Genomic DNA, 19,118 nt, shown 5'->3' with positions numbered 1-19,118 from the left:
AACCGGGGCGCAGCTCCTGGCTGCGCCCTTTTATCTGTTAACTTTTTTGTGCTTACTACAATGAAAAAAGTACTACTTGTTCTCTGTTTGATGAGTTCTGCCCTGATGGGTATAGCCCAGACAGTTGATTACACCATCCGGTATAATCTGACTCAGGCTCGCTATGAAGTGTATGCCCGCCCTAACTTCACCCAATCGCAATACAACTGGGGAAGTGCTCAGGTAACGGTTGTAACGCCCGCGTCACTGACCAATGTTGCCTTTAATGTGACGAGCGCAGCCGCTGGTGGCTGGACCGATAATTCGGATGTATTCGATGTGCAGTCATCTGATTTTCATGCCGTTGGTACTACGGGCCTTAAGGTAAATCTGACTATAAATGAAGAATTACTTCTGTTTTCGTTCACGCTGCCAGGGGGCATCTGTGTGCCTGGTTTACGCTTGTTCGTGAATGGGACAGATCCTGATTCGAGTGCTCCGGGTATGTTGGGGGGCGATTTCTCCAATACCATGTATTCAGCAAATGATATTTCAGGAAACAGTAATCTGTACATACAGAATTATGCCAATACCGGCACCGTTTGTACCAACTGTAATTTAACGGCTCCCACCTTAAGTAAGTAGGTCTATGTATACGAAACAACTTTGTTCCTGGATATTGGGCCTTGGTATCGGCTTTTGCCTGACCTTAAGTCCATGTCTGGCGATGACACCAGCTGCCGGGCCGACTGGTTCGCTACTGACCCGTTGGCAGGTTGCCGACGCCGACCTGGATGGCGTGGATGATTCAGTCGATTTGTGCCCCGGTACAGCATCCGGTTTGCCGGTAAACGTATATGGGTGTCCGTTATCCATCTCTGTTTGCGATTACACAACATCAACCGTCATGTTGACAAGTGCGGGCGGTAGTACGGGTGGTACTACCAACACGCGATATGTACTGGCAAGTAATACGGGTACGATTTTGCAGGTGAGTACCACACCAAGTTTTACCGGTCTGACAGGTACGGCTACGTACATGGCATTGGGATTAACCTACGATGGTACAGTCAGTAACCTCTCGGTGGGTAATTCGCTCAGCAGCGTATCGGCATCCTGCATGGACTGGTCGGACGCGCTGGTGTTTAAGGCCTGTGTACCCCCTGTTCCTGCCTGCGATTATCAGGTAGGGGATGTCATTACGCTGCAGTCGACAGGAGGAAGCAGCGGAGTGGGTGTAAAAACCACCTATATTCTGACCGATGCCAGTGGTAAACTGGTTACTGTCAGTTCAACGGCTTCATTCCTAACAACGGCGCTGCCTGCCGGCGATTATAAAGCGTATGCACTGACCTATACGGATGATTCGAGTATTACCGGTTTGGTGGCCAATGGCACAAACACGTTGAGTCAGGTATCGGCAAGTTGTTTGGCGGTATCATCAGCTTACTCGCTAACACTTTGTGGTGGTTGCTTACCACAATGTGCGCCCATTCAGATAGTTCGGATCCGGTAGGTACAAACACCATAAAACTTATGAAAGCACTATACCTTGTTCTATTCAGTCTAGGGTTTTGTTTGGAGATAAAGGCTCAGCCCAAAGTTGCAGTACGGATGGTCTTTAATCCGGAGCAAAACCGGTATGAAGTCTTGGCTACGCCGAACTTTTCAGCCCGGAATTTTACCTGGGGACCTTCGCAGGTATCGGTCGTATTGCCGGCCAGCCAGTCTAAAAATCCACTGGCGGTCAGAAGCACGGTAGGAGGTACCTGGTCAGACAATTCGATTGTGACTCAGCCGGCGGCTGCACCTGGTTCGCTGTTTCATGGCATTACCACGGGCGGAGGAACGGTGAACCTTGTGGCGGGAGAACAAGTGCTGTTGTTCGATTTTGCGCTTCCCACTGGTTTTGTTGATCAGGTTCGGTTATTCAATAATGCCAGTGATCCCAATTCAGCTCAGGAAGGCATGCGCGGTGGAGATTTTAGAAGTTATATGTCGGATGAGACAGGAGCTGATTATCTGGCAGCAGAGAGTGCGCCCGTGGCATTATCCGTTTTGCAGGACGCATCGGCTTTAGGGAAAGTGGCCGACGAACAGCTACAGATTCAGTTAATCGCCTACCCCAATCCAGCATCTGGTGGGGTATTTCGACTCTTTCTGAAAGGATTTGCTCCAGAAGAAACAGTTACTGTCCGGCTAAGTGGTATGACGGGTGTAGAGCAAAAAAGGCTGACAGATAAAGTAATGAACCTGACTGGCCGGGCGATTACCGTGCCGGACGGGTCGTCACCGTACTTGTTATTATCGCTGGAGCGGGCGGCTACCAATGAGGTGCTGACGCAGAAAATCTGGTTACACAACTAAGATGAACCACCGGCTGCACCAGAGAACCAGACGGAATCGCTCCCTATAGGCGATTCCGTTTACTTCCGTCTGCCATGCTCCCCGATGAATGTATTGTTATCATTGGATTTGTACGGGGTATTTATACAGTAAGTCTGCCCGACCGGCAAAACGCCGGGCTATTGACATTCCTCAAAAATGGCCATTATGCATGTACTTCATCCATTGATCGAAGCCCTGAACTCATTTCACAACCTGTATAAAGTTGTGCTGAATTGTATCGAAAGAGATACTAAATCGGTCGGTTCGCTCAGTCCAGTTCTTGGCCTGACCCTCAACAGTACACGCCACCGATTGAAGAATCCCCGGCTATGGCAGCTAAGTGAAATTGAAAAGATAGCCGACTATTATCAGTTGCCTTCCGGCGCCTGTAGTCGTCTTTGCGAGAGATTGCCCTTACTGGTGTCTTTTTGTAATCAATTGGAACAGGAACCCCGTAAACAGTTTGAGAAACAAATCCGGCAAAAACCGGCACAACTCGTGAAGCGCGTACAGGCCAAAGGCCTGGTGGTCGAAATTGACGCCCTGTATCGGGCCTTAAATGAGTTGCTTACGTTATAGTAACGTTGGCCGCAGCCTTCATCTGCTTTGTCTGATAGTTAATTATTTTAAGTAGATCATCGAACATAATTTTACTTTACTACTTATCGGAAATAGGCCAGTACGAATAGGCGCGAACCCAGATTGAAATGAAGGATAATTAGTGGGGCCAGTAATCCGGTCATTGATTATAAAAAATACACTATTCGTTTAATATTGAGTATTCTGCCGGGAAACAGGCTGGAGAGTATCGAAAAAGATGAGCAAATTTGCTTTGGACAAACTAGATAAACGGCCAGGATGACGAGTTGATAGCCCTGTCGCCTTGTGTTCGATTATTCGTTGTCTGCTCTAATTCGTTGAAGTAATTAAGTTGCCGTTGGTAAGCCTTTGATGCGTGAACCGCCATCAATTCTACCGCTAGGTCGCCCCGTTAATTTGATCATAACGGCACGAAAACTTCATGGAGTTGGTACCCACCGTCCTATAAATCGTTTAATGACTCATCTTTCCGACCAGGAGCTGGTTGATCAATACCTCATTACAGGTTGTGATCAATTTTTTGCCCAACTCTATACGCGTCACCGCCATCGCGTATTTTTGAAATGTCTGTGTTTTACCGGTAACACGGATGATGCTGAAGATTTTGCGCAGGAGATCTTCGTTCGTCTGGCCCGAAAACTGAACAGCTACAAAGGACAGTCGCAGTTTACAACCTGGCTCTACGCCGTCACGGCCAATTATTGCATTGACCAGATTCGAAAACAAAATCAGATTAAGCTGTGGTGGGGCAATTACCTGAACGAATCTCTGTTCATTCAAGATTGGGGGGGTACAACGGACGAAAGCTGCTTTCAGATGTTTGAACGCGTGCTCACGCAATTGCCTACGCATCATCGGGATCTACTCCTGGCCAAATATGAAGAGGGCACAGCCATTAACGATATTGCTTTACGGCACGATTTAACACCCAGCGCGGTCAAAATGCGGATCAAACGGGCTCGGGACTATGCCCGGAACCTCTACGATAAGCTTTTGGCCGAACAGGAGCAAGAGTTGTGATCGTGAGGGATCTGTAGTTGAAGGAAGGTGTCCGTTTTCAGACTGAAGACTGTCCGATTTTGGACAATCAATTCCGTAGCAATAGTGAACAACGCCCTGTATGGCCTGATTTACGCATCCCGATTCGCTGGCACTAGATTTGGACAATCAATCCACATACTTTCCCGATCAGGCAGTGATGCGCGTTTCAATTTGCGTTTCGCTGAAAAATGATTGGATAAAGCACCTGGTAGAGATTTTTCCCTGCTTCAATCTTTTTTAGCCGGACCATGATCGGAAGCTACATTAAAACAACAGCCCGCAACCTGATGCGCAACAAGCTGTTCTCCTTCATCAATATCGTTGGCCTGGCCATCAGCATGTCCGTTGGGTTACTGCTGATCGCGTTCGTACTCGACCTGTATTCGTACGATAGGTTCCACGAAAACGGGGAGAGGATTTATCGAATCACCAGCGTCCTGACTACCAATCGTGAACAAAGTCAAGTTGGGCCCGGCCGCGCCAGGTCGGGTGATAAATATGGCACCACATCCCTAAAGGCGGGAAAGCTTATCCGGCAAAAAGTGACCGGTATTGACCGGTACGCGGGTACGGAAGTCGCCATTATGCGCAACGACTTTTCGCAGGACGCGATGGTTGGCGACAAGCTTCTTCCTGTCAAAGGCTTCTGGGCCGACCCGTCTTTATTCAGGGTCTTTACCTTTCCAATGCTGGAAGGCAATCCCGACACAGCCCTGAAAGATCCTTACTCGATCGTTCTCACGGAGACGGCCGCCAAAAAGCTCTTCGGCAACGAATCGGCGCTCGGCAAAGCGATCAAATTCGACACCCTTAACTACCGGGTAACGGGTGTTATGAAGGACGTCCCTTTCTTTTCGCATATCAGCTTCGAAGCGTTGGTATCGCTGTCGACGGCCGAGCAACTCAACAGGAGCAATAACAGCTTCGACAAATGGACAAACATGTCGTCGAACGCCGTGTATCTGCGGCTGCCGTCAACGGTCGACGTGGCGTCCATCCAGTCGCAGCTCGACGCTATTGCAAAAGAGGAAAATCGCGCCGAAGACAAAACGACGATCCAGCTTGAGCTACTTCCCTTACATAATATTGTGGTTGGGGAGAGCCTGCGTCGCTCCGAAGGGGGACCGGGCTCCGTGGGCCCTCACATGCCGCCAATTGTGCTCTGGATACTGGGTGGGCTTGCCTTCGTTGTGATCTTGTCGGCCTGTTTTAACTATACCAACCTATCGATGGCCCGCGCCATGCGTCGGTTCAAGGAAATTGGCCTTCGCAAAGCGATCGGTGCCGGAAAGGGGCAGGTATGGCAACAGTTCCTGGTCGAAGCGATCATGATCTCACTGGCAGCCCTTGTGCTTTCCTACTTCATCTTTCTCGTCCTGCGGCCCCAGCTGATAAACCTGGCTCCGGAGATGCAACGCACGGTGAAGCTCGAACTTACCCCGACTATGGTTATCGCCTTCATCGTTTTTTCGATAACTGTAGGGGTTATTGCCGGTTTCGTGCCTGCTCTATTCTTTTCAAAGGTCAGCGCGATCGGTGCGCTTAGAAATGTGGCCGCCCGGAATGCCGGTGGTACGACATTTCGGGCGGGAAACGGATACAAACGCGTAACTCTCCGGCATGCGCTGGTGGTTATCCAATATACGTTCACCCTGATCTTCATGACAACAACGGCGGTCGGCTATGTGCAGTATAAAAACATACTGGCCTTCGATCTGGGATTCAATACGGATAACATTCTGAACATCAATATGCAGGGCAATAAGCCCGATGCATTCCTTCAGGAACTGAGCGGGATGCCGGAAGTAACCGCCTTATCCCGGTCGCTGATCGTTACCAGCGTCGGGAATGCCTGGGGTGGCTATATGAAGTACAGGGATTCGCGCGATTCCACCCTGGTGCTGACCAACCATGTCGATGAAAACTACATGCCGCTGCATGGCTACAAGCTCATTGCCGGCGGAAATTTCAGGTCACGGCCCTCCACCGCTGACGCCGTCAGGGAGGTGATCGTTAACCAGCAAGTTTTAAAGCGATTTAACATAGGGACCAACCATCCCGAAAAAGCCATCGGGCAGGAGATCACTTTCAGTAGTTTCCATGGATCAGGTAAGATGACCATTGTTGGCGTCATGAAAGATTTTCACTACGGAAAGGTCGATAACCTCGTTGGGCCGGTAGCGTTTATGCCCTGGATACCCGGAGACAGGGCCGTTATCAATGCCAAATTACAGAGCACCGACATGCTGGCAACGAGGGCCAAAATCGAGTCTGCCTGGAAAAAAATAGATCGGATTCACCCTTTTCAGGCTCAATTTTATGACGAATCTATCGAAGAGGCTTACAGCGAATTTTCTGCCATGATCAAGATCATCGGTTTCCTGTCATTCCTCGCCATCTCGATTGCATCGATGGGACTCTTTGGCATGGTGGTGTTCACGACCGAAACCCGGCTCAAGGAAATCAGCATCCGCAAAGTGATGGGCGCCAGTTCGGTCAACCTTATCTATTTGTTAAGCCGCAGTTTTCTCATATTGCTGTCGCTGTCGGCACTTATCGCGCTACCCGTCACTTACCTTTTCTTCGAAAAGTATGTGCTGACCAATTTTCCATATCACACACCCATGCAGGTCGCCGAGTTACTGGTCGGTTTGCTGGCGGTATTACTGATCGCCTTCCTGCTGATCGGCTCGCAGACGTTGAAGGCCGCCCGGAGCAACCCGACGGAGTTTCTGAAGAGTCAATAACGGTAAACGGTTCCCACTTTCTATGGCTACTACAGCCGTCAGGCTGGTTATGATCCGCAGGCGGGTGTGGGATCTAAAAATTGTTGGGGGCTGCGCACCGTTGCCAGTATTCCATAATAAAGAAGATAGTCTTCTCCAGCTCATTCAGCGAGCTTTGTTTGAGGAAAAATCCCTGAACCGACAGGCTGTAGGCATTGATGACCATTTCCTGGGTGGCGGCCGTAGAGAAAAATAAATAGGGGATGCACTTGAGTTGTAAAGCAGCATCCCGGTGCAGCTTCTCCCGGAGCTCAATGCCGTTCAGGCGGGGCATGTTGATATCAGAGAGGATGAGGAAAGGTAGCTCCGTCGTGGATAATAAATAATCAAGGGCTTCCTGCCCGTCCGGGAAGTACTTGACTTCATTTTTATAATTCAATCTTGTGAAGACTTGCTCAAATAAAAATTGATCATCAGCATCATCTTCAATGAGTATGACGGGTCCGTTGCGGTTCATATAAAAGTGGAGTGAAAAAAATAAGTCAATTGGCAAAGAAGGCCATACCTATTGAAATGGCTACATTCTGCCCGACGCTACCGGGCAGAATGGCCAAAAAATGACGGCAGCCTTACGACTCCCACTTCACATATTTCTGCCAGTTGTGCTGTTCGTTGAAGCCCAGCACTTCCCGAATTTTACGATTGGAGAACAAGGCTTCATGCTCGCCTAATTCGCGGGTGATGGGCACATTGGGGAAGAACGTTGCCGCCAGCTCTTTGGTGGGAATAACGGCGCCGTTCTGGTCATTTCCGGCATTGAAGACCTGATAGCCAAGGCCGTCTTTCTGCAAACACAGATCTACGATCTGGCCCAGATCCCGGGCATCGATATAGCAGAAGGCATTCCGGCGTCGCACTTCCGGGTGCTTGAAATAATAGGGAAATAGCTCGGCGTATTCGTGCGGTTCGATCACATTGCCGATACGAAGGGCGTATATGTCAACGCCCGATCGTCGCTGGAAGCTCCGGGCCGTTTTTTCATTGACCACTTTCGACAGGCCGTAGCTATCCATGGGGTCAACGTCGTAATCCTCTTCCAGGGGCAATGAGTTGGGGTTGGTTTGGCCATCGGAAAAACAGATTCCGTAGGTGGTCTCTGAGGAAGCGATAATAATCTTGCGAATGCCCAGCTTAACCGCGGCTTCGATCACGTTGTAGGTGCCTATGGTATTGACCCGAAACGTTTCATTGTCTGGTTTGATCAGGATTCTGGGTATGGCAGCAAAATGAACGACCGCATCGAATTTTGGTACGCCATTGCCGGGCTCCAGTTCATCTAACCCGGCATATGAGCTCATGGCGTTAAAGATCTGCCCGGAATCCGTAATATCCGCTATCAGATTGTTGACCCCTGGGTGCTGTAAAGGCGTCAGGTCAACATTCATCACGCTGTGCCCCTGGTCGAGAAGGTAGGGGATGACGTGCTTGCCTGCCTTTCCCGATCCCCCTGTAAAAAATATTCGCTGTTTAGTCATGTGTTGGCCTGGTTAGGGCTGATTTGTCTGGTTACTAACGGCTGCTATCGACGTTGTGTATGCCACGTCAATGTTACCATTATTCTTTCATTTAGTGAAATCTGAGCCGTGCCTTACAAACGGACACCAAGCTTGAAAACACTTCCGTTTACGAACTGTTCGGATTTGTCGACAGAACGAGACCGGACCGACTCCGCTGTCAGGTCCGTTTGCGGAAAGCACTGGGTGTACTCCCCGTATATTTCCTGAACTGTTTGCAGAGATGACTTTCATCCGTATAGCCAAATTCGTCGGCAATCTGGGCCAGGGTTAGCGGACTATACAGCAACCGGGCTTCAATAAGTTTGATCTTATGTTTGATGATGTACTGCTTCAGCGATTCGCCCGTCTGCTTTTTGAAAAACAGGCTGATATAGGCGGGGGCATAATGGAACCTATCTGCGAGGTGGTCAATGGTAAGCTTACCGGGCTGATAGATATGTTGCCGAATGTACATCAGGATGGCTTCTATCGAGTCGGTTGCCTGGGGGCTGGTGAGGGTCTGACCAAATAGGTTTCGGGCCAGGATCATAAGCATACTGCGTAACAGGCTGTCTCGTATAATGGCGAAATAGGGCGACTCCTCCCGTTCATATTCGTCTTCCAGCACCCGGAGCAGATGGTGTAGTTTCTGCTTCTCCTGCTTGTCGGCCACTAGGGTCCCCCGACTCTGGGAAGCTGTGGTTAGTAACGTTTTGATGATCGGTTGCCAGGGGGTGTCTTTGTCGCCTGCGGACTGCTGATGGATCGATTCATTGAAGCGGATAAAGCAGAACTCGGTTACCGCCTGAATGACAAAATTGTGGTAATCCTCCGGTCCCAGCAGAAACACATCGCCCTCCCTGTAGTCGAATGTATTGCCATTGATGTTGTGAATGCCGTGCCCCTTCAGGATAAAAATAATCTCGAAGTAAGTATGCTTATGGACCGCATGCATCCAGCTCGTTGCTTCGAAGTGGTAGATGTTAAAAGGGGTATGGAGGATATAGCGTTTCATAGGCTTTTTGCGGAGTGATAAACCTACCAATAAAAGATGGATTTATACAAGTTGTCAGCATCCCGACTGCCGTAGTTTTGCTGCCATCCAATTCATCTTCCTGCCAAAATACGATGCTCATGAAATACCCGGCTTTGCTAATCGTCTGCCTGTTGGTCACCAGTTTTCTTCCGGTACAACAAAAACCCGATGAATGGGTCTCTCTTCTAGACAAAGACCTGACCCAATGGGAAAACTATTTAAGCTATTCCCATAAGTCCGACTATAATGGAAATATACCAAAAGATGCATCGGGTGCCCCTATCCAACCGATTGGCTATAATAAAGATACTACCCATGTTTTTTCCGTATTGACAGAGCCGGGTGGCCCGATTTTGCGGGTCAGCGGGGAGAAATATGGCTGCCTGTTCACCCGCCGGGAATATGAAAATTATCACCTCAAGCTGCAAGTGAAATGGGGTACTCAGAAATACGAACCCCGAATAACTAAACTGCGCGATTCGGGCATTCTTTATCATTCCATCGGCGAGGCCGGTGCTGAATACTGGCGTTCGTGGATGCTTTCGCAGGAGTTTCAGATCATGGAAGGGCACATGGGCGACTTCTGGTGTCAGGCGAACTCAGCCATCGATATCCGTTCGTTCCAGTCCGAAGGTGTGATGAACCGGGTGGCCGATGAAAAGCAACCCTTCGGAGCCTTTAAAAAAGGGGGTGACTCCTTTTGCATGCGGTCGGCCAATTACGAAAGTCCGGCGGGGGAGTGGACGACGCTGGAACTGATTTGCTTCGAGGGAAAGAGCCTCCATATCGTCAATGGCCATGTGGTGATGGTGCTCAAAGATTCACGTTATACCAAACCCGATGGGCAGGACGTGCCCATGCGACGGGGTAAGATCCAGTTACAAAGTGAAGCTGCCGAAGTATTTTACCGGGATATTCGCATTAAGCCCCTGACGGCCATGCCCAAAGCCTATGCAGCCTTGTTTTGATCCCTGGTTTGGCTCTGCCTTAACGTACCCGGGCTGACCTGTTCGTAAAACCCCGTGATTCAACAGAAAGACGTTTTACAACCAGACGTCCGCCGGACAATTCAGCAAAACATCATTCAGCAAACGAATTACTTTGACCAACGGTGAAATATGGGCCGTGGTACACAGACGATTGCCTGTTGCTGCCATAGGTATAATTATATAACGGGGCCTTTTTATAGCGTGTAATGTACTGACTATGCGCTGCTCGTTCGTCATCGGCTGGATAACCGTTGTTCTACTCTTGGGTTTGTCCGGGCTGGCTCCCGGACAAACGACAGCCGTACTGACCGGCTACGTTACCGATGCCACGACGGACAAGCCCATGCCGTTTGCCAACGTCTACGTAAATGGATCAACACGGGGTGCCATCACCGACGAAAAAGGCTTTTACACGCTGGCCGCTATTCCGCTGGGGACCGTCGAAATAGCGGCTTCGTTTGTTGGTTATCAGGCGGCTACGCAAACGCTTCGATTCGATAATGCGACACCGAAGCAGGCGAATTTCCGTCTGAAACCCAGTGAACAAACCCTGGATGCAGTAACCGTTCGGGGCAATCCAAAAAGCTGGGAGCGGCACCTGCGTCAGTTTAAAAAGCAACTCTTTGGCGAGCCTTTCGGCGGGCAGTGTCTGCTGGTCAACAGCGAAGTACTTCGGTTTAGAGAAGATAAAGGTCATCTGTTGGCGACGGCTACCGAGCCTTTGATTGTCGATAACCAGGCCCTGGGCTATCGACTGATCTATGCGCTGCAGCATTTCGATGCGACGGCCTCCGGAGAAGTTTATTCGGCGGGTTCCGCTCGTTTTGAAGAACTAAAACCCGAGAACGAACGGCAGGCCAACCGGTTTCAGCGTAATCGGCTACTGGCTTACAAAGGCTCAATTCGGCACCTGATGGCCAGTCTGATCGATAATACGTACGGTCAGGCGGGCTTTCTGGTTTATCAGGAAGATGCCTCTAAGCCAATCTCCCTCGAAAGCCGATCCATTACGCTGGCTGCTGCGGTAAACGATTACAAACGTCTGATTCCTGTCAAGGTATCCACGTTGATTCTGCCCGGTCAGTTACCAACCGAACGCCAGCTGGTTTCGCCCATGAAACTGATCGTGTTCTACACGAATGCGGTCTCGGGTTTCTCGCCTTATCCCGATGCCCGTTTTGCTTATACGGAGATGAAACTGCCTAAGGGTCACCTGCAAATGACCGTCGACGGCGCTATAACGATGCCGGAAGGGATGGAAGCGAAAGGTTCGATGGGGAATGACCGGCTATCGACTATGTTACCCGCCGACTGGAGACCCGGAGGTGCTGAAAAGGAGCCATCGACTAATGGCCCGTTGGTTACTCAGGGAAAACTCGCCCCACCCGACGCCCGCCTGGAACGCATCACAACGAACTTCAATGAGCGATTCAAGTGGCTGTCTCCCAGTTTATTCGTTCACATCGACAAACCGGTTTATGCCACGGGGGATCGGCTCTGGATGAGTACGTACTTTCTCGATGCGGCCAGTTACCAGCGTACCCGTGGCGAAACGGCCATGCGTGTCGATCTGCTTTCATCAACCGGCAAGCTCGTACAGCACCAGTGGGTACGAATCGTTGATGGACGGGGCGAAGGCAATTTTCGGCTGTCGGACACGCTCCTGACGGGCACCTATCGCCTGCGCGCCTATACCGATGACGATGATGCCCAGCGACGCCCGGCATTCGAGCGGTCGGTGGCGATCTATAATCTGTTTCGCAACACGACATCCATACGTCAGGATTCGGTTCATGCGCCGGTAGACGTTCAAGTGTTGCCGGAAGGAGGGCGCTGGATTTCGGGTTTACCAGCGCGTCTGGGCGTAAAGATCGTCCAGCCTAATGGGCATGGCCTGCCCATCGAAGGGCACATTGTCGACGACCTGGGTGCTGAAGTTGTTCGGTTCAGAACCAATCAGCAGGGAATGGGCAGTCTGTCGATGGAGCCAAAGCCGCAGCGTACTTATTACGCCGACCTGACGTATAATAACCAGGCGTACCATGTTCCATTACCCAAACCCGAACCGGAGGGCCTGCTGCTTTCGGCCGATGCGATCAGTGATACTACCCGCCTGGCCCTGACCATCATGAATGCTAACCGGACCGTTAGCGACTCGGTATATGTCCTGATTCAGCAGCACGGTCGGGTGGTCGATCAGCGAAAAATTCTTCTGCAAAATGGGGTGGCGAAGGTAAGCCTGCCCATGCTGAGCTGGCTGCCCGGCCTGGCGCAGGTTACCCTGTACGATGCCATTGCCAAACCGCAAGCCGAGCGATTGATTTTTGTGCCCGAATACACAGCACCGGTGGATGTGCGGATGGGCGTAAACAAAAACCGGTATCAGCCCCGCGAGCAGGCCATCCTGAGTATTAATCTGACCGATAAGGGATCACCGGCACTGGCCGCTTTATCCGCGTCGATCACCGATGCCAGCCAGGTGCCGGATGATACCGCCGACGCGTCCGTGACCGCGCACTTGCTGCTAACGGGAGAGCTTCGGGGACGCATCGAAAAACCTAATCAATACGTTGTGAATCACACGGCCGAAACCCAGCAAGCCTTGGATAACCTGCTGCTGACGCAGGGCTGGCGACGGGTAACCGGCACATCCGAAACAGAGCGACTCGGTGGTGTATCGCTCACGGGCCGTATTGTCAATTCGAAGAATCAGCCTATACCCGGCGCGCAGTTTATCATAGCGCCGATAGCCGGTCAGTCGTCCATAAAATCGGCGGGTACTGACGAGCAGGGGCGCTTCCGGCTGGCGGGGCTGGCCATTGCCGACACGGTACGGCTACTGACGCAAATCACCGATCGCCAGTTAAAAAACATATCGGCCAAAGACGCTTTTCTGGTTCAGGAAGGGCCGGGTACGTTGTGGGAGTCTGGCAAGCTACCGGTTGCACCAAACGGATCGACGTTGCGGGCTCAACTGGAAGCGGCCCGTATTCGGCAGGAAGCCAATGCTGAGTTGTACCGCGACAAAACGGCAAAGGTGCTGAAAGAGGTGACCGTTCGAGCGCAAAAATTCGATAAAAGGCCCGGGGATATCCAACAGCGTAGTTTGCATAATGAGGCTGATGCTGTTCTGTTGGTCGATGAGAAATCATCATCCTACCAGAATCTATACGAGATGATCCAGGGACGATTGACGGGCGTGACAGTCACCCGGGAAGGAGCTGCTGTACCGCGTAGTTATAAGGTATTTATTCGGGGGGTGAGTAGTTTCAAAAGCGGTATGCAGCCTTTGTATTTAATGGATGGTATGCCCATTGAAGACCCTGATGGAACGGCTCTGTTTTTCTTCAGCCCAACCGATATTGAGCGGATCGAAGTGCTGAAAAGTGCTATTACGACGGGTACATACGGAGCCAGAGGGGGAAACGGCGTCATTGCCTTTTACACCAAAAGCCACCGGTCCATGCAGGGGAGCGAGAAACCCCGGGGGGGGATGACACCAATTCAGTTTATTGGCTACCCGTCGGTACAGCGCGAGTTCTATGTGCCCCGCTACGATGCGGAGGTACCCGCCAGCCCTGCTTCTGGCGCTGTCGATAACCGGGATGTGCTGTACTGGAAACCATTGATGCAAACCGACAGCCAGGGCCATACCCAGCTACGGTTCCCGCTGTCTGACGTGGTGCGCACACTGCGCGTCGTGGTACAGGGCGTTACGGTCGATGGGCGCCCGGTGTTGGGCGTTCAGTTATTTCGGGTTCAATAACGTAGCCGCTTATTGCTTTAGTTGGCCGTAAGAGTAGGCTAAGGTTGGGGGTTACAGTCAAAAAAATGACCATTTGAACAATTTTTTTTAAACAAAATCCCTCAACAAAATCTAATAGCGGTTAAATACTCACCTCACGTTGAAAATGGCTGTTATTGAACCAAGTAGTACCTTAAATCCAGAGAAGAATTATCCGGAAAAAGAAGTGAAGCATCCGTTAGTTATCATGGTTGACGACGATGCCGAAGATTTTTATTTACTGACTAGTGTCCTGAAAGACTGCTATCCTACCGATCGGGTAATTCCCATCTACGACAGTTCGCAGGTGGTCGCTAAACTTGATGCCCTGCCCGAACTCCCCGCTTTCCTGCTGATCGATTTAAATATGCCCCTGAAAAACGGCTTCGAAGTCATACAGGACGTGCGTTCGCTTACCCGCTATGCCGCTTTGCCCATTGTTGTGTTTACCAGTTCGTCGGACCCCGCAGACAGCAGCCGCTGCCAGGCTATTGGCGCAACCGACTATATCCAAAAGCCGACCTCTTACAAAGAGCTGCACCTGATAGTGAAAAAGATATGGGGTAGCTGGCTGGCATCATCGTGCCCGTCGAGGGAGCAGTAAACAATTTGCCGGGTCTTGCCACCGGTTCGGCCTGACAACGGTTACCCGCCGGAATGCAGTCGGGTTAGGACCGAACCGGTGGCCCGGCAGATCGTCAATCTGTCTGACGTCTGCGTGCGTTTCCTGCGGGAGGGAACTGACGTTGGTAACCGTTCGGTGATTTCGCTAATCGACGGGTAGGAGCCGGGTAGTTGGCGCCGTTTTAAAGCTGTTATTACTCAGCACAACACCTTTTATTTCGGGGAACCGTTCGTACATGCTGTTCAGGGCGTTTCGTTCCCAGTCCGTTTGCTCGTTAGGCACAGCGGTTTCCAGCCGGGTAATTAAAATAGGCTTTTCCTGGATACTCGCCGAAGGATGTCCGCTGATGGCTTGCTGAAAAGGCTGATACAGCGTGGCAAAGGAATGGCTCTCTTTTTCGCTGGATTTAATCGGGTCGTTGATGATTTTCAGACCAATCCAGTCGATATTGTCTTTGCCTGGATAGAACGTGGAGATGGTGTTTTCCTGCGTAGGACACCAAACCCAGGTTATATTGGTAACCTTGTTCAATTGACAGAAGCGTGCCAGATACTGAAAAGCCTCGCGGTAGTTGACCAGGTCTTTTTCCCGCTGGGTGCCCCAGGGCTGAGAAACATCATCGAAGTAGGGCGCGAACGAAACCAGTACCGGCCGGTCGTACTGTATGACCTTCTGTATAAATCGAGTGAGTGCCTGATCGTACTGCCCGTGCAATATGCCCGATAAAAAGACACCAACAGCCATCGTGGAATCCGTGACCGTCAAGGCTGGCTCCAGGTAAAGCAGCGGAAGCTCATTCTGTTGCGCTCTCCATTTTGGCCGGGCAATGGACGACCCCGCCGTTGGCGACCAGGCCAAATGCTGGGGATAGATAACCAGGTCGGGTGACTTGGCCGTTACCTGCTGATAAAGAGCGTTCGATTCGTCGCCGAAATAAAACGGCTGGGTATTCGCGTGCTTGATATCGACCGGGCGCAGGCCAATTGTTCCTTCATAGGTGAAGCTTACCAGCACAATAATCAGGATCACCAGGGTTCCGTATAACTGAAACGTTGGTAAGCGGAGCCATCCGTAAATCCCATACCGAGTTCGCCAGAGGGCAACCCCCTGCGACCAGCGCGAGGATTGGCGGAAGGAACTTTGCTGAATAGAGTTCTTTATCCAGGCCAGCAGTCTTTCCTGCCCGATGAGGACATTGATGCCCTGAATGGCCACGTTCACCAGCGCGAACGCAATCATCATCCGGAAATAGATGTTACCCAGGCTAAGGTTTCCGTAGTAGTAAAGGCTGTACAGAATAGCGCCCAGGGTGGCAGCACAAACCAGTATATTCGGTAAACACAGTAAGAAATTATTGCGGGGTCGATCGTTTTTCGGCGTTGGCAGGTAAGGAACATCGACACGCAGCAGCGTGTAAATAAGGCCCAGCACATAAATAAACCAGGTGCCACTGGTCAGTAATCCCCCGATAATATGAAAACCAACCTCGTGCCGCTCGGTGAGCCACCGCTGCGAGTATTGCCGGATCAGGAAAGAGATCACCAGCAACGGAACATACGCAACCGCAAACAGACCCAGGTCCAGCCGCAGCGGAAGTCGCTGCATGGTTAGGGAACAGATCGGTATGGCCAGATCGATGAGCTGAATGACCCCGATGAGGTAATACAGGGGTATGGTAAAGTAGTGAATCCGCTGCCGCCAGGTCAACCGGCTAAACAACTTTGGATAGGTGGTAAACAGCAGCTCAAACGTACCTCTTGCCCATTTTAACTGCTGCTTGTAATAAGCGGCCAGGGTAGCGGGCACCAGGCCACACGATAGGGGAAGAGGAACGTAAACGGATTTCCAGTCTTTGGCGTGCAACTGCATGGACGTGTGCATGTCTTCCGAAAGGCCCGCTGCATGACCGCCAATGGAGTCGAGAGCCGCCCGGCGGAAGGTACAATTGGCACCAATGGCCTGAGCAGTCCCATAAGTACCCATGCAGGTCATCATGGGGCCATAGAAACTATACGTTTGCTCAGCCGCTCCGAGGGCTACCAGACTTTCTTTGCGGTTGTAATACGCCTGCACACACTGGACAAAGCCAATTTGCGGATCTTCAAAATAGGGGAGTACATGATCCAGAAAATCGGGTACGGGAATATGGTCGGGGTCCAGCACCACGCAGATTTCACCGGTAGCCTGTTGCAGCGCATTGTTAATGTTGCCCGCCTTGGCGTCGATCTTGATGGTTCGGGTAACGTGTTTTACGCCCATTTCCAGACAAACCTGGCGCAGGTAAGGGTCGTCGGCTTCGTCACACAAATAGGTTGTATGCGGGTATTTAATCGCCTGAACCGCTTTCAGGGTGTTCAGGATCATGTCGTAAGGCTCGCCTTTGCAAAACGTAGTTAAAATATCTACGGTCCAGGTTCGGGTGGATACCGGTGGCGTAGGAGGGATAACGTTCCAGCAGTGATACCACTCGTGCAGCAGTCGGAGGAGCTTAAATACAACCGATATACTTAATAGGATAAAAAGCCACGAATACCCCTGGTTTTTAGGCTGAAAGAAAATAAACGTGAAAAAAAGCAGAAAAACCAGGCTGATCAGAATCAACAGCCGGGCCAGAAAAACTTCTTTAGGGATATTAAAATACTTTATTATTTTTTGGTGGATAGAGTACATTTTTAACTGTATAATATGGTAGAACTTGTAATATATATCTTTGGTATGCGCAGCATTTGGTATATAAAACTAGGGAATGTTGAGGCAAGCCTCAGATGAGTTGCTCTTTATTTATTCAAATGTTACTAGTTGGTCATTCAATCGTTACTAATTGTTAAATAAATTACCCTTAATTGCGCATTCTCTAGACCCTGAATTGGATTTTTCCACGCTTTGAGTTGTTGTAATACGTACTCCAAAATAAAATTTGGCGTGACAATTATCAATTATGTCTAATTTGTTGGTGAACCTGATCGGTTAGTTTATTAAGTATTATGTTTTTTAATTATGTGTTATAAGCTTTGTAGTTTATTTATACTTATTAGTTTAGTTTTTAGTAGTTGTGATCATTCGAAACAAAAGCCTCAAACAATCTCGTCGACTAACAGAGCGACCAGTATAAGCCATTCGGGTAATGCCGCTTCTTTATTAAGGAACGGACAGCCGTATTTTATACAGGGAGTAGCGGGTTTCAGCCGATTTGACCGGCTGAAACAGTGCGGTGGCAACTCCGTCCGGATCTGGGATGATAGCGATGCCGACCGGGTTTTGGGCCAGGCCGACAAGCTCGGCATGACGGTTTTGTTGGGTGTCTGGATAGAGCGGGAACTGGATGGGTTCAATTATTATGATGAAGAAGCCATTGCCCGGCAGTATGAACGTATACGCAAGACCGTCCTGAAGTTTCGTCATCATCCGGCCTTATTGATGTGGTGTGTTGGCAATGAGTGGCACTTTAAAGCCAAGAATATTCGCGTGTATGATGAGGTGAACCGAATCGCAAAAATGATTCATGAACTTGATCCCGACCACCCCGTTACAACCGCTATTGGTCTGACATCGCCCCGGCTCATCTGGCTCATTAAAAACCGCTGCCCCGAAGTAGAGGTGCTGTCCGTCAATATTTATGGGGGTATACCGACCCTGCGTAAACGTCTGATGGAGGAGGGCTGGAACGGCCCTTACATTATATCCGAGTTTGGTGGCCGCGGGCCCTGGGAGAGCTTGGTGGCATCCTGGGAAGAGCCCAGAGTGCCGCTTGAGCCCTACGATCAGAAGAAAAGCGCGGTCATCCGGGAGAATTATGAAAATTACATTGGCGCCAAACTTCCCAACTGTTTGGGGTCCTACGTTTTTTTATGGGGTCAAAAAGAGGAATGTACCCATACGTGGTTTAGCTTCTTCGATGAAGCAGGGCGGGAAACGGCCATGGTCGAAACGATGCAGAAGTTATGGACCGGTCAGTCGCCCAAAAACGTAGCTCCGGTTATCGAACAGGTATTCGTGGATGGGAGTGATTCCACCAGCCGGTCGTTTCCCATCAACGGATCGCTGCACCGGGTACGCGTGGTGGCAACCGACCCCAATAATGACCCGCTGACGTATGTCTGGGAAGTCAGAGCGCAGGCCAAGGAGTCGTCTCTTTACAATTACTACACCACGCCTATCAAGCCAATCGAAGGTCTGTTTGATGGAGAAATGAACGCTGAAACGTCTTTTCGGGTGCCCCAGCGACCGGGCATCTACCGCCTGTTTGTTCATGTATACGATACGCATAACCATGTCGCATCGGCCAATATTCCGCTTCGTATAGGTATGCTTGAGGAGGTTCAGTAAATTGACAGAAAAGCCAGCGGGATCATGGCGCTGATGAAAAAGCACGAAGCGGGGGGCCTGATTTAGGA

General features: G+C 50.5%; 14 protein-coding genes. 10 read left to right on the top strand and 4 right to left on the bottom strand.

The genetic code is table 11. From position 1 onward, the window contains the following. Nucleotides 1–60 precede the first annotated feature (60 nt). The 6 genes from ACYVK4_RS25810 to ACYVK4_RS25785 all read left to right on the top strand — a co-directional run bounded on the left by ACYVK4_RS25810 (nucleotide 61) and on the right by ACYVK4_RS25785 (nucleotide 6,755). Nucleotides 61–624, top strand: coding sequence for a hypothetical protein (locus ACYVK4_RS25810; protein WP_461130459.1), 564 nt, complete (start codon nucleotides 61–63; stop codon nucleotides 622–624). A 4-nt stretch (nucleotides 625–628) separates the two neighbouring features. Beyond that, nucleotides 629–1,495, top strand: a complete 867-nt coding sequence (locus ACYVK4_RS25805; protein WP_461130458.1) for a hypothetical protein — start codon at nucleotides 629–631, stop codon at nucleotides 1,493–1,495. A 20-nt stretch (nucleotides 1,496–1,515) separates the two neighbouring features. Then, entirely contained in the window at nucleotides 1,516–2,346 is an 831-nt protein-coding gene (locus tag ACYVK4_RS25800; protein ID WP_461130457.1) for a hypothetical protein, read from the top strand. A gap of 186 nt (nucleotides 2,347–2,532) precedes the next feature. Further along, the gene (locus tag ACYVK4_RS25795; RefSeq protein WP_461130456.1) at nucleotides 2,533–2,946 is read left to right on the top strand and encodes a hypothetical protein; all 414 of its coding nucleotides are present in this window, start codon (nucleotides 2,533–2,535) and stop codon (nucleotides 2,944–2,946) included. A gap of 477 nt (nucleotides 2,947–3,423) precedes the next feature. Further along, nucleotides 3,424–3,987 (top strand): RNA polymerase sigma factor, encoded by a 564-nt coding sequence (locus ACYVK4_RS25790; RefSeq protein WP_461130455.1) that lies wholly within the window; start codon nucleotides 3,424–3,426, stop codon nucleotides 3,985–3,987. A 269-nt stretch (nucleotides 3,988–4,256) separates the two neighbouring features. Beyond that, nucleotides 4,257–6,755, top strand: a complete 2,499-nt coding sequence (locus ACYVK4_RS25785; protein WP_461130454.1) for an ABC transporter permease — start codon at nucleotides 4,257–4,259, stop codon at nucleotides 6,753–6,755. A 73-nt stretch (nucleotides 6,756–6,828) separates the two neighbouring features. On the opposite strand, the gene ACYVK4_RS25780 is transcribed toward ACYVK4_RS25785, so the two are convergent. The 3 genes from ACYVK4_RS25780 to ACYVK4_RS25770 form a co-directional block, all read right to left on the bottom strand. Continuing rightward, nucleotides 6,829–7,251 carry a response regulator gene (locus tag ACYVK4_RS25780; RefSeq protein ID WP_461130453.1) on the bottom strand — a complete coding sequence of 141 codons (423 nt, stop codon included), beginning with the start codon at nucleotides 7,249–7,251 and terminating at the stop codon, nucleotides 6,829–6,831. Between the two features lie 112 nt (nucleotides 7,252–7,363). After that, entirely contained in the window at nucleotides 7,364–8,269 is a 906-nt protein-coding gene (locus tag ACYVK4_RS25775) for an NAD-dependent epimerase/dehydratase family protein (RefSeq protein WP_461130452.1), read from the bottom strand. 199 nt (nucleotides 8,270–8,468) lie between these two features. Then, nucleotides 8,469–9,305, bottom strand: coding sequence for a helix-turn-helix domain-containing protein (locus ACYVK4_RS25770; protein WP_461130451.1), 837 nt, complete (start codon nucleotides 9,303–9,305; stop codon nucleotides 8,469–8,471). Between the two features lie 113 nt (nucleotides 9,306–9,418). Here ACYVK4_RS25770 and ACYVK4_RS25765 point away from each other — a divergent pair, with 113 nt between their 5' ends. The 3 genes from ACYVK4_RS25765 to ACYVK4_RS25755 all read left to right on the top strand — a co-directional run bounded on the left by ACYVK4_RS25765 (nucleotide 9,419) and on the right by ACYVK4_RS25755 (nucleotide 14,703). Continuing rightward, nucleotides 9,419–10,294: a 3-keto-disaccharide hydrolase gene (locus tag ACYVK4_RS25765; protein WP_461130450.1), complete on the top strand. Its 876-nt coding sequence runs from the start codon at nucleotides 9,419–9,421 to the stop codon at nucleotides 10,292–10,294. 238 nt (nucleotides 10,295–10,532) lie between these two features. Next, nucleotides 10,533–14,081 (top strand): carboxypeptidase-like regulatory domain-containing protein, encoded by a 3,549-nt coding sequence (locus ACYVK4_RS25760; RefSeq protein ID WP_461130449.1) that lies wholly within the window; start codon nucleotides 10,533–10,535, stop codon nucleotides 14,079–14,081. A 145-nt stretch (nucleotides 14,082–14,226) separates the two neighbouring features. After that, complete coding sequence (locus ACYVK4_RS25755) at nucleotides 14,227–14,703, top strand: response regulator (RefSeq protein WP_461130448.1); 477 nt, start codon at nucleotides 14,227–14,229, stop codon at nucleotides 14,701–14,703. A gap of 165 nt (nucleotides 14,704–14,868) precedes the next feature. Here the strand turns inward: ACYVK4_RS25755 and ACYVK4_RS25750 are convergent, their stop codons facing one another. Next, nucleotides 14,869–17,394, bottom strand: a complete 2,526-nt coding sequence (locus tag ACYVK4_RS25750) for a glycosyltransferase (protein ID WP_461130447.1) — start codon at nucleotides 17,392–17,394, stop codon at nucleotides 14,869–14,871. Between the two features lie 327 nt (nucleotides 17,395–17,721). Here ACYVK4_RS25750 and ACYVK4_RS25745 point away from each other — a divergent pair, with 327 nt between their 5' ends. After that, a complete protein-coding gene (locus ACYVK4_RS25745) occupies nucleotides 17,722–19,050 on the top strand; it encodes a glycoside hydrolase family 2 TIM barrel-domain containing protein (protein ID WP_461130446.1) in 1,329 nt (442 codons plus the stop codon). The last annotated feature ends 68 nt before the right edge of the window (nucleotides 19,051–19,118 follow it).

The sequence above is a fragment of the Spirosoma aerophilum genome (genome assembly GCF_054782495.1).
Note: the sequence above shows the minus strand (reverse complement) of the source record. Positions and strands in the feature narration are given on the sequence as shown.

Excerpts from the sequence above, each read along its gene's own strand:
- ACYVK4_RS25810 (WP_461130459.1), top strand. The coding sequence starts at position 61 with ATGAAAAAAGTACTACTTGTTCTCTGTTTGATGAGTTCTGCCCTGATG.
- ACYVK4_RS25805 (WP_461130458.1), top strand. The coding sequence starts at position 629 with ATGTATACGAAACAACTTTGTTCCTGGATATTGGGCCTTGGTATCGGC.
- ACYVK4_RS25800 (WP_461130457.1), top strand. The coding sequence starts at position 1,516 with ATGAAAGCACTATACCTTGTTCTATTCAGTCTAGGGTTTTGTTTGGAG.
- ACYVK4_RS25795 (WP_461130456.1), top strand. The coding sequence starts at position 2,533 with ATGCATGTACTTCATCCATTGATCGAAGCCCTGAACTCATTTCACAAC.
- ACYVK4_RS25790 (WP_461130455.1), top strand. The coding sequence starts at position 3,424 with ATGACTCATCTTTCCGACCAGGAGCTGGTTGATCAATACCTCATTACA.
- ACYVK4_RS25785 (WP_461130454.1), top strand. The coding sequence starts at position 4,257 with ATGATCGGAAGCTACATTAAAACAACAGCCCGCAACCTGATGCGCAAC.
- ACYVK4_RS25780 (WP_461130453.1), bottom strand. The coding sequence starts at position 7,251 with ATGAACCGCAACGGACCCGTCATACTCATTGAAGATGATGCTGATGAT.
- ACYVK4_RS25775 (WP_461130452.1), bottom strand. The coding sequence starts at position 8,269 with ATGACTAAACAGCGAATATTTTTTACAGGGGGATCGGGAAAGGCAGGC.
- ACYVK4_RS25770 (WP_461130451.1), bottom strand. The coding sequence starts at position 9,305 with ATGAAACGCTATATCCTCCATACCCCTTTTAACATCTACCACTTCGAA.
- ACYVK4_RS25765 (WP_461130450.1), top strand. The coding sequence starts at position 9,419 with ATGCTCATGAAATACCCGGCTTTGCTAATCGTCTGCCTGTTGGTCACC.
- ACYVK4_RS25760 (WP_461130449.1), top strand. The coding sequence starts at position 10,533 with ATGCGCTGCTCGTTCGTCATCGGCTGGATAACCGTTGTTCTACTCTTG.
- ACYVK4_RS25755 (WP_461130448.1), top strand. The coding sequence starts at position 14,227 with ATGGCTGTTATTGAACCAAGTAGTACCTTAAATCCAGAGAAGAATTAT.
- ACYVK4_RS25750 (WP_461130447.1), bottom strand. The coding sequence starts at position 17,394 with ATGTACTCTATCCACCAAAAAATAATAAAGTATTTTAATATCCCTAAA.
- ACYVK4_RS25745 (WP_461130446.1), top strand. The coding sequence starts at position 17,722 with ATGTGTTATAAGCTTTGTAGTTTATTTATACTTATTAGTTTAGTTTTT.